Raw genomic sequence first — 14,024 nt, 5'->3', positions numbered from 1 at the left:
AATTGGCGGAACATTTTGATTTCTGTATTAGGCGCGCAATTTTTTGCATATAGATGTTTTGACCGGAAAAAGGAGGTAAAAGAATGGGCCTGAATACTTATAAGCCCGAGGGCTGGAAGATTGATACGCCGGAGAACAGGGCTGCCATGGCAAGCATGACCGCTCTGATGGACGCATGCCGGGATGAAAAAATACTGGAGGGCCGGGCGTTGGTTTGTGACAGCTCCCACAATCTGCTGGTGGATTTGGGCTGCATGAAAGGATGGATCCCCCGCGAAGAGGGCGCTCTGGGCATTCGGGAGGGCACCACACGGGACATTGCTATCATCTCCCGTGTAAACCGACCCGTCTGCTTTATCATAACCGGATTTCAAAAGGATGATGCGGGAAATCCGATTGCCGTGCTCTCGCGCACGGCGGCGCAGGAAAAGTGCCGGAGAGAATACATAGAGAAGCTGCGCCCCGGAGACGTGACGGACGCCAGGGTGACACACCTGGAAACGTTCGGCGCTTTTGCGGACATCGGCTGCGGGATCATCTCGCTGCTGCCGATCGACGCGATTTCCGTTTCGCGCATCGACCACCCCAGAGAGCGGTTTACCGTGGGGATGGATGTCCGCACCGTCATCAAATCAATTGAGGGGGACCGCATCACCCTTACCCAAAAGGAGCTGCTCGGCACCTGGGAGGAAAACGTCGCCCTGTTCCACACCGGCGAAACCGTGGCGGGGATCATCCGCTCCACCGAGCCCTACGGAATCTTCGTCGAGCTGGCGCCGAATCTGGCCGGGCTGGCCGAAATCAAGGAGGGCGTGCTGCCGGGGCAGCAGGCCAGCGTTTACATTAAAAGCATTTTGCCCTCCCGCATGAAAATCAAACTTGTCATTATCGATACCTTCGATTATTCTTACCGCCCGATTCCGCCAAAATACTTTTTTAAGGGCGATCACATGGATCGCTTTGTCTATTCGCCGGAATGCAGCGATAAGCAGATTATAACGGAATTTAAAAGCGATTCCGCCATTTAATGGCAGCTTTTCAATCCCGATAGGAAAAAACCCGCAAGGCAGTATAATCGCTGCTTTGCGGGCTTTTGTTCATTTTTCCAGCGACTCGAGCCGCAGGATATGGGAATCGATAATCTGGCGGAAGGTCTGATTGCTGCCGTGATTGCCATTCTCATCCTTATAGTGAAGAGGGCGGTAATGCACGGTCAGCGTCTGCTGCTTTAAAAACTGCAATGCCTCCTTGCGGCTTCTCGCGGTCTCGATGACACCCGCCATCTTTACGGCGTACATCGCGTCGTAAGGCTCCAGCCGGTAGGCTTCCGCAAAATTGGTGAGAGCGGCCTCATGCTTCCCCAGATTTTCCTGTGCCTGCGCCAGAATCATGTACATCTCCGCACGGCTTTTGGCCCACCGGCTGATGGTGATGCCGTCCTGGACTATCGTGCCGCCGGTGAGGCGATCCCATCCCGGAGTTTCGAGGTACTGCTGGGCGTATTTGGCCGTAAGCTCGTCGTTTCCGCCCAGCCAGCTGGATGCGGTGGCGGCAATATAAAGCGCCTGCGGTGTTTTGGGAGTGCCGCAAAGAGAAATCACCTTGCTCAAACGTTCATGGTCATTTTTGAGCTCTGCATACAAGCGCTGCGCTTCTTCCTCTTCTGCATAGTTGACAGGGATCGAGGCCCCGATTAGCCGGAATAAAGCTGCCGCTAAATCCGTGCGGCTGTTGACTGCGGATTCCATGGACAACACCCACTTTCACTTCTATGAATGCCTCTATTATATCCGCAGTCCAGTTATTTCTCAATAGGCGATTCTACAAAAATAAATTCACCGTTCTCGAAATTACATACAACATGGTTCCCCGCGTGCACTTTTCCCTCGAGCATCAGTTCCGAAAGGCGGTCTTCAAGCTTTGTCTGAATCGCGCGGCGCAGCGGACGAGCCCCGTAGACCGGGTCGAAGCCCTCTTTGGCAATTTCGGCCACGGCGGTTTCGGCAAACTCTGCGGAGACGCCGATTTCACCCAGGCGCTTCTGCAAGGTCTTGAGCATGCGCCCCGCGATTTCGCGGATATCCCCATCCGTAAGCTTATGGAACACAATAATGTCGTCCACACGGTTCAGGAATTCGGGACGGAACGTGCTTTTCAGCTCGCCGAGCACCAGCTCCTTGACCTTTTCGCTGTCCAGCTTCTGGTTATCCTCCGTCGCAAAGCCCAGGCTGCCCTTTTTCTCGGTGATCAGGCGCGCGCCGACGTTCGAGGTCATGATGATCACGGTGTTCTTGAAATCCACCTTCCGGCCCTGCGCGTCGGTCAGGCGGCCATCCTCCAGAATCTGCAGCAGAATGTTGAACACATCCGGATGCGCCTTTTCGATCTCGTCGAACAGCACAACAGAATACGGCTTGCGGCGAACGGCCTCGGTCAGCTGGCCGCCCTCATCGTAGCCCACATATCCGGGAGGCGAGCCAACCAGACGGGATACGGTATGCTTCTCCATATATTCCGACATGTCCAGGCGAATCATTGCGTTTTCATCGCCGAACATCGCTTCGGCCAAAGCCTTGGTCAGCTCGGTTTTCCCGACGCCGGTCGGCCCGAGGAAGATGAACGAGCCCACAGGGCGTTTCGGGTCCTTCAGGCCGACACGGCCGCGGCGAATGGCTCTGGATACAGCGCTCACGGCCTCTTCCTGCCCGACCAGACGCTTGTGCAGGGTTTCTTCCAGATGCAGCAGGCGCTCGCTTTCCTCTTCGGTGAGCTGCACCACGGGGATTCCCGTCCACACAGACACCACATTGGCGATGTCCTCGGGAGTGACCTCTCCGCCCTCATGCGAGCGCTTTTCGGTCCACTGGTTTTTTTGCCTCTTGAGCTCCTCCTTGGCCTTCTTCTCTTCGTCGCGCACCTTCGCGGCCCGCTCGAATTCCTGCGCGTTGATCGCGGCGGCCTTCTCCTGCTCCAGCTCCTTAATGCGCTTCTCCAGCTCCTGCAAATCGGTGGGAGCGGTAAAGGCGCGCAGGCGCACGCGCGAGGAGGCTTCGTCCATCAGGTCGATGGCCTTATCCGGCAAAAAGCGATCCGCGATATAGCGGGAAGAGAGCTTCACGGCGGCGGCGATCGCCTCGTCGGTGATCTTTACCTTATGATGCGCCTCGTACCGGTCGCGCAGACCCTTCAGAATCTCGACCGCTTCCTCCTCGCTCGGCTCGCCGACCATAACGGGCTGGAACCGGCGCTCAAGGGCGGCATCCTTTTCAATATATTTGCGGTATTCGTTGATGGTGGTCGCGCCAATCACCTGAAAATCACCGCGGGCCAGCGCGGGCTTTAAAATGTTAGCGGCGTCTGTGGAGCCCTCCGCGGAGCCGGCACCGATGATGGTGTGCAGCTCATCGATGAACAGAATAATGTTCCCGGCGCTGCGCACCTCGTCCATTGCGGCCTTGATTCTCTCTTCAAAATCGCCGCGGTACTTGGTGCCGGCGACCATGCCGGTGAGATCCAGCGTGATCACGCGCTTGTTTTTCAAAAGCTCCGGCACCTGACCCTCCGCAATCTTCAGGGCAAGGCCCTCCGCGACGGCTGTTTTGCCGACGCCGGGCTCGCCGATCAGGCAGGGATTGTTTTTGGTGCGGCGGGACAGAATCTGAATCACGCGATCAATTTCCGTCTGGCGGCCGATGACGGGATCAATGCCGCCCTTGGCGGCCAACGCGGTGAGATCGCGCCCGAACTGATCGAGCGTTTTGGTAGCGCTCTTGCCGCTCTTGCCGGACGAAGCCGGCGGCATGCCGGGAGCGGGAGCGGAATCCTCCCCGCTGTTCAGGGCGGAGCTGATCTCGTTCAGAATATCGCCGGACTTCGCGCCGAGCGACTGGAGAAAACGCACGCCGTAGCTGTCACCCTCCGACAAAATCGCGATGAGCAGATGCTCGGTTCCCACATAATTATGGCCAAGCCGCGCGGCCTCCATAACGGCGATCTGAAGAATCCGCTTGCTGCGGGGCGTAAAATCATCCGCGGAAAGGCTGGTTTTCGTGCCGGTTCCGATCTTTTCGGACAGCAGCTGTTCCAGCTGCGCGGCCGTTACCTGCAGCTTATTCAGCACTGTGGCGGCCACGCCCGTACCCTCCTTTAAAAGGCCCAGAACAATGTGCTCGCTGCCGATATAGGTATGGCCCAGATTTTCCGCCGATTCAATGGAAAGGTTCAGCGCGGTGTTTGCTTTTTCTGTAAATCCGTTAAAACGATACATAGATCGTCCCCCCTCTTCATGTTACATTCAGCCGCCGTGATACGATGCTTGCGCGAAGCGCGTCCCGCTCGGCTGTGGTCATTTTCTTTGTCAGCATCATGGTGGCGGGCTGTACCTGCACGATGAGGCTGTTGATGGTATCGTACGAAATTCCGGTGAGCAGCTCGGTGGCAATCCCCATTCTCACGTAGGAGATCAGCCGCATAAATTCGTCGCTGCTGAGAACACGGGCGCTTCTCAGAATGCCGATGGAGCGGAAGATCTGATCCTGCGTTTCCACCGTTTTCACCAGCTCGGCCCGGGCCGCGCGCTCCTGCGCAATCAGCTGGCCCGCGATGCTTTTCAGGTTCGCGATGGCAGCCTGCTCGCTCAGGCCCAGCGTTACCTGATTGGACAGCTGGTAAATCGCCCCCACCGGCTCGCTGCCCTCGCCGTAAATGCCGCGGATCACAAGCCCCAGCTTCGACAGGCTGGACGCCACCCGGCGCATGGCGCCGCTTTCCTGAAGCGCCGGCAGATGCAGCATCAGGGACGCGCGCATGCCGGTGCCCAAATTGGTGGGGCACTGGGTCAGGTACCCAAAATCCTCGTCGAACGCGAAATGCAGGCTTTCGTTCAGCAGAGCGTCCACACGGTCCACCGTTTCGTAGGCTCCCTCCAGGTCAAGGCCCTCGCACATCACCTGAATCCGCAGGTGATCCTCCTCGTTGATCATGATCGAGATGGTTTCATCCTGCGTCAGCAGAAGGCCGCGGCCATTCGGCGCCGAAATGAACTCCGGGCTGACCAAGTGGCGTTCCACCAGAGACACCGCTTCGTTCTGGCTGATGTCATCGAGACTGATGAACCGAAAATTGTTGGAAATGGAGCTGTTGCCGCGCATTACGGCGTCGCGCACCGCGTGCTCCACCTTTTCCCGCTGCTCGGCGGTCATCTTTACCGGGAACGGGTAATCGCTCAGGTTTCGGGCCAGCCGCACGCGGGTGCTGATGACCACGTCTGCCTCCTGCCCGCTTTTCTCATACCATTTCATCATGCCTTTCCGCCCCCTTCCAGCGCTTTGATCTCGTCGCGCAGCACTGCCGCGCGCTCAAAATTCTGGCTCTCAATCGCCTCGCGCAGCTCTCTTCTTTTGCGGGCTAGCTCCGTATCCTCCTGCGGGGCCACGCTCAGCTTTGCTTCGGGATTTACCCGCAGGGCCCGGCTGCTCGGGCGCTTGCCATAGTGCTTGGTGTTGCCGTGTATTCTCTGAATCGACGGCATCATGCGGTCGCGGAAGGTATTGTAGCACTCGGCACAGCCGACCTTGCCGCTCTGGGCGATCTCCCCAAAGGAAGAACCGCACCCCGGGCAGCGGACGGTATCCGTCATTTCGGGAACGGGGTTCCCGAAGAAACTGCCAAGCAGGCTGTTGAAATCCAGCGCAAAGGGGTACAAAAAATTGCTGTACCCCGCCTTCTGCGCGCATTCGCCGCACAGAGCGTACTCGGTTAATTCGCCGTTCACAATGATCTTCACATATGTGGTCGCCGGGTTTTTTCCGCACATTTGACATTTCATTACAATCCCTCCTGAAGGCTCAAATCTGTGTCATCAGCATATGCTTGAAAATCGCCGCGCGAAGCACATCCCGGTTTTCTTTCGGCACATTCTGGTAGCACCGGTCGTTCAGAGCCGCCGCCATAATGTTTGCCGCCTTTTCCGAAATGATCTCGCGCTGAAGCAGATTTGAGAGCATAATGCGCGCCGTAGCGCTGTCGAGCGAATCCCCAACACAGTTGACCGTGTGCATGATCGCGCTGCTTGCGTCCATCCGGATCTGTGTGATGCGGATATACCCGCCGCCGCCCCGCCGGCTTTCTACCAGGTAGCCCTGCTCGGGCGTAAAGCGGGAGGTGATCACATAGCTGATCTGGCTGGGAACGCACCCCAGCGATTCGGCCAGCTCGTTCCTTTGAATCTCTGCTCTTCCGTTTTCTTCTTCCAACAGTGCCAATATATAATTGGCAACATGATCACTGATTTTCATAATCACCCTTCCAGTCGAAGTTTGATTTTGACTTTCTTTGACTTTATAAATCTTATTATAAAGAACAGACACCCGGCAGTCAAAGTCAGTTAAAGTCAATTTTCACTTATTTTGCCAAACAGTAGCAATTTAACTCGCTCAGCATATTATTTTCTAAAGATTATAAATTGTTTCTCGCGTTTTTGCTGCCCCGCCCTCTCCTATTGTATTCATTTGGGCGGATTTCAAGCGCCGAAAAAAAGTATTTGCGGAGAATTTCCCGCCGGAAATGACGCAGCAAAATTATTGTAACACCATTTCTCCGCATGCAATATACTATAGTGTAAACCGAAAGGAGGAATACAATAATGTGTAACAATAATTCTGGCTTTGGTGGCTGCTGGTGGATCATCATTTTAATCCTCATTCTGTTTTGCTGCGGCGGCTGGGGCAATAGCGGATGCGGCGGATGCGGCGATTGTGGCTGCAACAACAATTGCGGCGGCTGCGGCTGCTAATTCTACAATCGGCAAACTACCGTCTAACCCGCACACGAAAAGGGAGCTGTGGAAACCCCACAGCTCCCTTTTCGCAAGCAAGCTTTCGGCTTTGCTTGTCGCGGCAGGAAAATGCGCCTGTTTCGGTTGAAACTGCGCCCGGCCTCATGAAAGCCGCCCGGCATACGGCGGGGCTTTCCCGCAGGCGCCGTTTCCTGCGAAAAGCCGCCGATTCCTGTTTGACAAACAAAATCTACTCTTTTGTTTCGTTTTTGGATTGGTACAGCAGCAGCGCCTGCGCGAGCTGGTCGGGACACGACGTGTTTCTGCGCCCGCAGCGGATTCCCCGCAGCCGCCCGATCACATCGTCGACCTTCATGCCCTGCACCAGAGCGCCGATTCCCTGACTGTTGCCGCTGCAGCCGCCGACGAACTGTACCTTCCGCACGATATCGCCTTCCACATCGAGAACGATTTTTGAAGAACATACCCCGCTGGGACGAAATTCATACTGCATTGCCCTGCCTCCTTTCCCACTTTTTCAATATGAAGCCAATGATTTTTTCTCCGTTTTTTCGGGGAAAAACCGTCATTTTTTCAGGTCAGCTATCCATCAGCCGCCGGATTTGATCCTGCGGCTTTTCTTTTTGAGCGCCTCGAGCTGCTCGTCGGGGGCGGTAAAGGCCGCCAGCGAGCAGGAATGCGAGGTGTACATTCCGTGAAAATCGGAGCCGCCGGTCATGAGCAGGCCCCGCAGGCGCGCCAGCGCGATGTACTGGGGGACATCCTCCTCCCTGTGCAGAGGGTGCCATACCTCAATGCCGTCGATCTCCCCCCGCTCGGCCAGCTCCAGCATCAGGTCGTGGCCGTCGTACTGCCCGGGATGCGCCATTACCGCGACGCCGCCCGCCCCGTGAATCTGCCGGATGACGTCGTGCACATCGGGATATTCGATCGCGCAGTAGGCAAGACCGCCGCGCGGGCTGAACAGCTTATGAAACACCGAACCGAACATTTCGGTGGTATACCCCGCGTCAATCAGCGCGTGCATAATGTGCTGCTTATAAATATTGGTGCAGCCCTGCGCGCGGCGCAGCACCATTTCTGCCGGAACCGGATACAGCCGCATCACCTTCTGCATCATGATATTGGCGGCCCGCTTGCGCGATTCGCCGATGCGCTTGCAGAGGCCCTCCAGCCGGTCGGGGCTTTCACAGTCATACCCCAGAATATGTACCTTTCTGCCCCGCGCGTTATCATAGGCGGAGATTTCGATTCCGGGGATGACCTCGACCCCATGGCGATCCCCAAAAATCTTCGCGCGGGTCGCTCCCGCAAAGGTATCGTGATCGGTTACCGCAATCGTGCCGATCCCCTTCATTTTTGCCAGCATCACCAGCTCATCGATAGAAACCGCTCCGTCCGACATTCTTGTATGACAATGCAAATCCGCTGCCATATCGTAATCCCCCCATCAATCTCCTATATTTTAATATCACAAATTCAAAAATAAAAGGTAAGCCGTTACTTCCGCATCCTCTATGGATCAAATCCAATCCGCCCCGAAAACTGCGGTTTCGCCCCCGCTGAAAGCGGGGAAGAAACCGCAGTGATTCTAAGGTTATATTGCCTTTCAATCCGTTACAGGCAGAGGAGGACGCAGGAAAAAGGGAACAAGCCAGGGCTTTTTGCAAGCCCGGCTTGTCCCTGCGCAATCATACAGTCATATTACTTCAAAAAGCCGTTGGGTGCCCCCCTGCCTTTGGCGAAAAGAGGAACCGCCGTTCTTAGTAAACCGACCATGCAAACAAAGCTCTGTGCTCTATTTTTTCAGAAGCAGCTCCGAATTGAACTTTCTCGCGGACAAAAACAGCAGGAGCGCATCTGCCAGAATCAGCACAAGGCCGGCCAGCAGCGTCCAGAACGCATCCACGTAAATCAGCCCCGTAAACTGGCCGATCAGCACCAGCACCAGCGGCAGCACGATATACCCCGAAAGCTGCATCGATTCCAGGTAGCTTTTCGACCGGCCTGAAAGCAGCACCATGAAGATAACGCCGAACACCGTTGCGGCGGGCGAAAGCACGAGCACCAGCGCCAGCCAGTTCCAGTTGAGGAAGAACGGCATGTTCAGAATCAGGTTGCCGGCCCCGACCACAACGGAAAACGTGATAAAGGAAATGGCCGAAATTAAAAACGACAGCGCCGCGCACGCCGCCACCTTCGCCTTGAACAGGCTGCGGGCTGAAAGCGGAGTCAGCAGCAGCGTTTCCATTGTTCCCCGCTCCTTCTCCCCCACAAAGCTGGCCGCGGCCGACGTGGTGGAGGACATCAGCGGGATCATCAGGAAGAACATGGGACAAACCAGATTCACCATCAAATAGAACATGGACTGCTTGAGATCAAAATCGTCCAAAAGCTCCGGTGGCATCAGCTTCATCATGTTGTCGACCCCGTTGAGCTGGTCGGACGGAGCGTACAGCACCAGAAACAGGTACAGCGCCGGCAGCAGCACCACCATGCAGGCCGGCACGCCGATCAGCGTGCCGCGCACACTGCGAATATGCCAGACCTCATTAAAATCCTTCCTGAAAACAGCGAGCTCCGGCTCGGTCAGCAGCTTCATTCCGCCACCTCCTGACCCTGCAGGCAGGAAAAATAAACGTCCTCAAGCGTGGGCCGAATCAACCGCGCCTCATACACGGGAATGTCCTGCGCGATCAGATCGCGCAGGATCGCAGGCATTTCGGCCTCGGACGCGATCTCCGCCTCCCAGTACTCCCCGTTTTTGACAAAGCCGTGCAGGGTCTGCTCCGGCTCTGTTCGGATGCCCGCTTTGATGCGGCACCCGGCCCCTTCGCACAGGGCGGCAAAATCCCCCTGCAAAACCATCCGGCCGCGGTACAGAATCCCGTAGGTGGTACACAAATCCTGCGCGTAGCGCAGCTGGTGCGTACACAAAAAGACGGTGACGCCGCTCTTTTTCGCCAGAGCGGAGATCATTTCGTTCACCGCCTGGGCCGATTCGGGGTCAAGGCCGCTGGTGGGCTCGTCCAAAAACAGAACCTGCGGCTCGTGCATGAGCGCACGGGCCAAAGACAGGCGCTGCATCATCCCGGTGGAATATTGGCCCGCCCTCTGATCCCGGGCCTCCCAGAGCTCAAGCTCACGCAGCAGCAGCTCGGCCCGCTCCTTGGCCTGAGCCCGGACGAGCCCGGCCGTCTGGCCGAAGAACTCCAGATTCTGCTGGCCGGTCATGCTGCCGTATAGATGGGCGGTTTCCGTCATGACCCCGCACAGGGCATGAACCCGCTCCGGCTCGCTCTGCGGCGAAAGGCCCATCACGGAGCATTCGCCGGAGGTGGGGCGCAGAAGCCCGGTCAAAAGCTTGACGGTCGTCGTTTTGCCCGCGCCGTTGGGGCCGAGAAAGCCGCACACGCCCCCCTGCGGCACCCGAAGCGTCAGATCCGAGAGTGCGGCGGTCTTCCCATCGTACGATTTTCCCAGACTCTGCGCAGCGATGGCATTCATCGGGATATCCGCCTCCTTTTCGATTGATCGCTGATGCCTGAGATAAAGCTGTCGGTTTCCTTCCCCGCCGCAGGCGGGGGAGGAAACCGTTGTGCCGGCAATCAGGCTGTTTGAAAGTGCATGAAGCTATTATGCTCTCTGCTCCATGGGAATGTGCGTCAAATCGTGAATTTGCTCCAAATTTTCTTTAATACCGCGTTTGTCGGCGGCAGCCAGCAGCTTCTGGCGGTTCTTCATCAGCTTCTGCACCGGCTCTATTCCGCCGGGCCCGGCGACGCAGCCGCCCTCGCAGGCCATGCCTTCGATCAGATCCTCCTGCATGCGGCCGGCGTTCATTACCATCAACTGCTTTTTGCACTCCTTGGCGCCGCTGCACTTGACGCAGGAAACTGCTTTATCAAAGCCATCCTCAGCCAAAGCGGCTTCTACCGCAGCGGTAACACCGCCGCTGACGGCAAAATTCTTGCCCTTGAGGCTGCCGTCCTGCGCGTTCTCCACTTCGATCGTTTCCACTTCGATCTCTTTGGCGCTGAACATAGCGGCCAGCTCTTCAAATGTCATAACGAAATCAGCGGTATCTTTCGCTTTCTGAATTTCGAGCTTCTTCGCCACACAGGGGCCAAAAAAGACAACCTTTATGTCCGGCTCTTTCTCTTTTAAGTACCGCACGGTCATTGTCATGGGAGACGCCGTATGAGAAATGTTGGGCTCAAGCTTGGGAAAATGCTTTTCGATCATATCCACAAACGCCGGGCAGCAGGAAGTGGTCATCTTCTTGCCTTCCTCAACCACCTCTTTCAACTCCTGCGCTTCATGATAGGCTGTGGCATCCGCGCCCAGAGAAACCTCTACCGCATCGGCAAAGCCAAGCCGGCGCAGGCCCTCTTTCAGCTGACCGACATTCGCGGTTCCAAAATGCCCTTCTATTGCTGGGGCAAATACCGCGTATACTCTTTTGCCGGACTGAATCTCCTGAATTACGCTGACCAGACTGGAGCGGTCTGTAATCGCACCGAACGGGCAGCCGGCCATGCACGCGCCGCAGCTGATGCAGCGGCTGTAATCGATCGCAGCCAGACGGTTCTCATCCATGGTGATGGCGTTGACCGGGCAGGAGCGCAGGCACGGGCGCATGGTGTCTGAAATTGCGTTGTACGGACAGGCGGCGGCACAGCGGCCGCACTCCTTGCATTTGGCCGGGTCGATATACGCGCCGCGCCCGGTCACGCTGACCGCCCCAAAGGGACAGGCCGCCACGCATTTCTTCGCCAGACATTTCTGACAGTTATCCGTTACATTAAAACGGTTGATCGGACACCCCTCGCACGCGGCCGGAAGCACGCCCATTACGGCCTTGTCTCCCTGACGGGGAAGATCTTCCCCGCAGGCCGCCGAAACGCGCTCGCGGATGATTTCGCGCTCACGGTAAATGCAGCAGCGAAACGCGGGCTGCGGGCCGGGGATGATTTCATAGGGAATATCCCCCAGATGCTCTGACAGCTGATTGTCATAGCTCAGGCGCGCCACCGAAGACAGCACTCTATACTTGAGCTGCTTTGCGTCATTGTCATACTTCATGCTAAAATCCACCCTACTTTTATCATTGTATTTTGATTGCGTACAATTAAAAGCATAAGAAACGCTCCGCAGCTTTCAGAAAGGATTGCGGAAACCGTTTCATGTTATCTTTGTGATTATTATAACATTTCAGCTGTATAATAACAAGAGAGAAATAAAAATGATTTGGAAAAAGCCACAAAAAAGCCGAAATGATATTCTCTGTAAACCACACAAAAATCTTTGCTTTTTTCCGTCAGCCATACAAGAAGTTTCTGAAACATGCGGTAGCCTTTCTTTCAGTTTTCAACTATTTTCATTCAGAAAAATGTATAAATATAAGATTGCGCCAGGTCTTTCAGGCAATACACCTGTGCACCATAAAAAGACACCGTCGTATCTTCTGCGGATTTGCTGAACTTGCTGAAATTTAAATGATCTTGTAAAAAATCCTTTTCGGTTTTTCGATGAATTTTTCATCGTGTGTGAAATGACTCAAAAGAATTTCTTTTTCTTTCAGCCTGCAAACCCTTTCGTAACATAAAAAAGGGCTGTGCGATGCCGCAGCAGCCCCCGCGCTTACAAAAAGCAAATCTTTGTTATTTAAAAATATTTTTCGCTGACCTCCTGATAAAGGGGTTGATATTCCTCTTCCTCGATACCGACTAAGGTAAATTCATCAATAGAATTGGCAGATGCTTTTGCAAAAGAGGCAGCTTCAGGCACCGGGTATCGGCTTTTTTCCCGAATGGAAGGAGCAAATGTACCATAATTGAGAATTGATTGTCCTTATGTATCATTGCCAAAACAAACCATTTGTGATAATCTCGTGAGAAAAATGAAATTATAATATGGATCACATAAAATTCTTCTTGCATTTTGCAGCTGTTTATAGTACAATGCAAATCGAAGAAAAGATAGGATCAAAGCCTATTTTCAGTGAAGGTGAGGCTTCACTTTCACAGCAACAACTTTTTTTGACCATTTCTTTTGTGTCTTGCGGAAGAAATCAAACGCCATACGGACAGCTGGGTCAAAATGCCGGTTGGCAACTTTCGTTGCCTTATTGATTGAGCCGTTGCTCAAATTTTATAAGTTGGTTACTTAAAACCGTGTGCTTTTCGCACATTACGCTTGTGAAACAATCAATAAGAGTAGTAAAAGTAAGTTATTGCTATATAGACTCTGATTCTCTGTACTTTTGAATAAATAACAGCGGACTGACGCGCCTTTGCGCATGGCCCGCTCGAAATAAAACAAAATCGACAGAATTGTGACTCAAGTGATAAAGTGCGACACACGCCGCGCTCACTTTGGGTCTTTTTTTATTTTCTCCCCACAAAAAATACGCCGGAAATCAGGTGACGGTATGGAAAACAAACTGAAATTATATGGCTTTAACAATCTGACCAAATCCCTCAGCTTTAACATCTATGACGTCTGCTACGCCAAAAGCGAACGGGAACAGCGGGATTACATCGCTTATATTGACGAACAATATAATTCCGAACGGCTGACCGGGATTCTGGAACGCGTGACTGAAATGATCGGCGCGCATGTACTGAATATCTCAACACAGGATTACGACCCGCAGGGCGCGAGTGTCACCTTCCTGATCGCGGAGGAATCGATGCTGGCGGGACGCAGGGCCGGCACGCGCGCGGAGCTTTCCGGCGAAACGATGGTGGCACATCTCGACAAAAGCCACGTGACGGTGCACACCTACCCCGAATACCACCCGGACACCTTCCTCGCAACGTTCCGGGTCGATATTGACGTTGCCACCTGCGGCGAGATCACGCCTTTGAGCACACTAGACTACCTGATCGGCAGCTTTGACTCCGACATCATCACTATGGATTACCGCGTGCGCGGCTTTACCCGCGACGTAACCGGCAAAAAGCTGTTCATGGATCATAAGATGACGTCGATTCAGGATTTTATCGATGACAAAACCCTGCGCAAATACGACGCGATCGACCTGAACGTATACCAATCGAATCTGTTCCATACCAAGATGCTGATCAAAGACATCAATCTGCAGAACTATCTGTTCAATACCGACGTTTACGAGCTGCCGCCCCAGGCACGGCTGAAGATCACAGACAGCCTGCGGCGCGAGATGATTGAAATTTTCACCGGCAGCAACGTGTACTGAACGGAA

Annotated in this window: 15 protein-coding genes; 4 read left to right on the top strand and 11 right to left on the bottom strand. The window is 54.6% G+C overall.

Features of this window, described 5'->3' with window-relative positions; genetic code table 11:
- Nucleotides 1-83: 83 nt before the first annotated feature.
- Complete coding sequence (locus G340_RS0109385) at nt 84-1,028, top strand: S1 RNA-binding domain-containing protein (RefSeq protein WP_020073396.1); 945 nt, start codon at nt 84-86, stop codon at nt 1,026-1,028.
- A 69-nt stretch (nt 1,029-1,097) separates the two neighbouring features.
- On the opposite strand, the gene G340_RS0109380 is transcribed toward G340_RS0109385, so the two are convergent.
- Genes G340_RS0109380 through G340_RS0109360 form a run of 5 tightly spaced genes read right to left on the bottom strand, consistent with a single transcriptional unit; the run spans nt 1,098 to nt 6,296 of the window.
- Nucleotides 1,098-1,748: a hypothetical protein gene (locus G340_RS0109380; RefSeq protein WP_020073395.1), complete on the bottom strand. Its 651-nt coding sequence runs from the start codon at nt 1,746-1,748 to the stop codon at nt 1,098-1,100.
- A 53-nt stretch (nt 1,749-1,801) separates the two neighbouring features.
- Nucleotides 1,802-4,267 carry an ATP-dependent Clp protease ATP-binding subunit gene (locus G340_RS0109375; RefSeq protein WP_020073394.1) on the bottom strand — a complete coding sequence of 822 codons (2,466 nt, stop codon included), beginning with the start codon at nt 4,265-4,267 and terminating at the stop codon, nt 1,802-1,804.
- Between the two features lie 16 nt (nt 4,268-4,283).
- Complete coding sequence (locus tag G340_RS0109370) at nt 4,284-5,303, bottom strand: protein arginine kinase (protein ID WP_020073393.1); 1,020 nt, start codon at nt 5,301-5,303, stop codon at nt 4,284-4,286.
- Entirely contained in the window at nt 5,300-5,827 is a 528-nt protein-coding gene (locus G340_RS0109365; RefSeq protein WP_020073392.1) for a UvrB/UvrC motif-containing protein, read from the bottom strand. The genes G340_RS0109370 and G340_RS0109365 overlap by 4 nt, the downstream gene beginning before the upstream one ends.
- Nucleotides 5,828-5,846: 19 nt before the next feature.
- On the bottom strand, nt 5,847-6,296 hold the full coding sequence (locus G340_RS0109360) for a CtsR family transcriptional regulator (RefSeq protein ID WP_020073391.1): 450 nt from the start codon (nt 6,294-6,296) through the stop codon (nt 5,847-5,849).
- A 347-nt stretch (nt 6,297-6,643) separates the two neighbouring features.
- Between G340_RS0109360 and G340_RS18235 the strand changes: the two genes are divergently transcribed.
- Nucleotides 6,644-6,793 carry a hypothetical protein gene (locus G340_RS18235; protein WP_020073390.1) on the top strand — a complete coding sequence of 50 codons (150 nt, stop codon included), beginning with the start codon at nt 6,644-6,646 and terminating at the stop codon, nt 6,791-6,793.
- 232 nt (nt 6,794-7,025) lie between these two features.
- On the opposite strand, the gene G340_RS0109350 is transcribed toward G340_RS18235, so the two are convergent.
- The 6 genes from G340_RS0109350 to G340_RS18480 form a co-directional block, all read right to left on the bottom strand.
- On the bottom strand, nt 7,026-7,289 hold the full coding sequence (locus G340_RS0109350) for a TIGR03905 family TSCPD domain-containing protein (RefSeq protein ID WP_020073389.1): 264 nt from the start codon (nt 7,287-7,289) through the stop codon (nt 7,026-7,028).
- 96 nt (nt 7,290-7,385) lie between these two features.
- On the bottom strand, nt 7,386-8,231 hold the full coding sequence (locus tag G340_RS0109345) for a PHP domain-containing protein (RefSeq protein ID WP_020073388.1): 846 nt from the start codon (nt 8,229-8,231) through the stop codon (nt 7,386-7,388).
- Nucleotides 8,232-8,594: 363 nt separating this feature from the next.
- A complete protein-coding gene (locus G340_RS0109340; RefSeq protein ID WP_020073387.1) occupies nt 8,595-9,398 on the bottom strand; it encodes an ABC transporter permease subunit in 804 nt (267 codons plus the stop codon).
- Nucleotides 9,395-10,303 carry an ABC transporter ATP-binding protein gene (locus G340_RS0109335; RefSeq protein ID WP_020073386.1) on the bottom strand — a complete coding sequence of 303 codons (909 nt, stop codon included), beginning with the start codon at nt 10,301-10,303 and terminating at the stop codon, nt 9,395-9,397. Before G340_RS0109335 ends, G340_RS0109340 begins: the two co-directional genes overlap by 4 nt.
- A 129-nt stretch (nt 10,304-10,432) precedes the next feature.
- Complete coding sequence (locus tag G340_RS0109330; RefSeq protein ID WP_020073385.1) at nt 10,433-11,881, bottom strand: 4Fe-4S dicluster domain-containing protein; 1,449 nt, start codon at nt 11,879-11,881, stop codon at nt 10,433-10,435.
- 582 nt (nt 11,882-12,463) lie between these two features.
- Nucleotides 12,464-12,586: a hypothetical protein gene (locus G340_RS18480; RefSeq protein ID WP_326522367.1), complete on the bottom strand. Its 123-nt coding sequence runs from the start codon at nt 12,584-12,586 to the stop codon at nt 12,464-12,466.
- 125 nt (nt 12,587-12,711) lie between these two features.
- Here G340_RS18480 and G340_RS17915 point away from each other — a divergent pair, with 125 nt between their 5' ends.
- Together G340_RS17915 and speD are read left to right on the top strand one after the other, a co-directional pair.
- Nucleotides 12,712-12,930: a hypothetical protein gene (locus G340_RS17915; protein WP_154653157.1), complete on the top strand. Its 219-nt coding sequence runs from the start codon at nt 12,712-12,714 to the stop codon at nt 12,928-12,930.
- Between the two features lie 299 nt (nt 12,931-13,229).
- Nucleotides 13,230-14,018, top strand: coding sequence for an adenosylmethionine decarboxylase (gene speD, locus G340_RS0109315; RefSeq protein ID WP_009062947.1), 789 nt, complete (start codon nt 13,230-13,232; stop codon nt 14,016-14,018).
- Nucleotides 14,019-14,024: the final 6 nt, after the last annotated feature.

The sequence above is a fragment of the Faecalispora sporosphaeroides DSM 1294 genome (genome assembly GCA_000383295.1).
Classification (GTDB): Bacteria; Bacillota; Clostridia; order Oscillospirales; family Acutalibacteraceae; genus Faecalispora; species Faecalispora sporosphaeroides.
This window is presented reverse-complemented; position numbering and strand designations above follow the sequence as displayed.

Coding starts and splice junctions, on each gene's coding strand:
- G340_RS0109385 (WP_020073396.1), top strand. CDS start 84: ATGGGCCTGAATACTTATAAGCCCGAGGGCTGGAAGATTGATACGCCG.
- G340_RS0109380 (WP_020073395.1), bottom strand. CDS start 1,748: ATGGAATCCGCAGTCAACAGCCGCACGGATTTAGCGGCAGCTTTATTC.
- G340_RS0109375 (WP_020073394.1), bottom strand. CDS start 4,267: ATGTATCGTTTTAACGGATTTACAGAAAAAGCAAACACCGCGCTGAAC.
- G340_RS0109370 (WP_020073393.1), bottom strand. CDS start 5,303: ATGATGAAATGGTATGAGAAAAGCGGGCAGGAGGCAGACGTGGTCATC.
- G340_RS0109365 (WP_020073392.1), bottom strand. CDS start 5,827: ATGAAATGTCAAATGTGCGGAAAAAACCCGGCGACCACATATGTGAAG.
- G340_RS0109360 (WP_020073391.1), bottom strand. CDS start 6,296: ATGAAAATCAGTGATCATGTTGCCAATTATATATTGGCACTGTTGGAA.
- G340_RS18235 (WP_020073390.1), top strand. CDS start 6,644: ATGTGTAACAATAATTCTGGCTTTGGTGGCTGCTGGTGGATCATCATT.
- G340_RS0109350 (WP_020073389.1), bottom strand. CDS start 7,289: ATGCAGTATGAATTTCGTCCCAGCGGGGTATGTTCTTCAAAAATCGTT.
- G340_RS0109345 (WP_020073388.1), bottom strand. CDS start 8,231: ATGGCAGCGGATTTGCATTGTCATACAAGAATGTCGGACGGAGCGGTT.
- G340_RS0109340 (WP_020073387.1), bottom strand. CDS start 9,398: ATGAAGCTGCTGACCGAGCCGGAGCTCGCTGTTTTCAGGAAGGATTTT.
- G340_RS0109335 (WP_020073386.1), bottom strand. CDS start 10,303: ATGAATGCCATCGCTGCGCAGAGTCTGGGAAAATCGTACGATGGGAAG.
- G340_RS0109330 (WP_020073385.1), bottom strand. CDS start 11,881: ATGAAGTATGACAATGACGCAAAGCAGCTCAAGTATAGAGTGCTGTCT.
- G340_RS17915 (WP_154653157.1), top strand. CDS start 12,712: ATGGATCACATAAAATTCTTCTTGCATTTTGCAGCTGTTTATAGTACA.
- speD (WP_009062947.1), top strand. CDS start 13,230: ATGGAAAACAAACTGAAATTATATGGCTTTAACAATCTGACCAAATCC.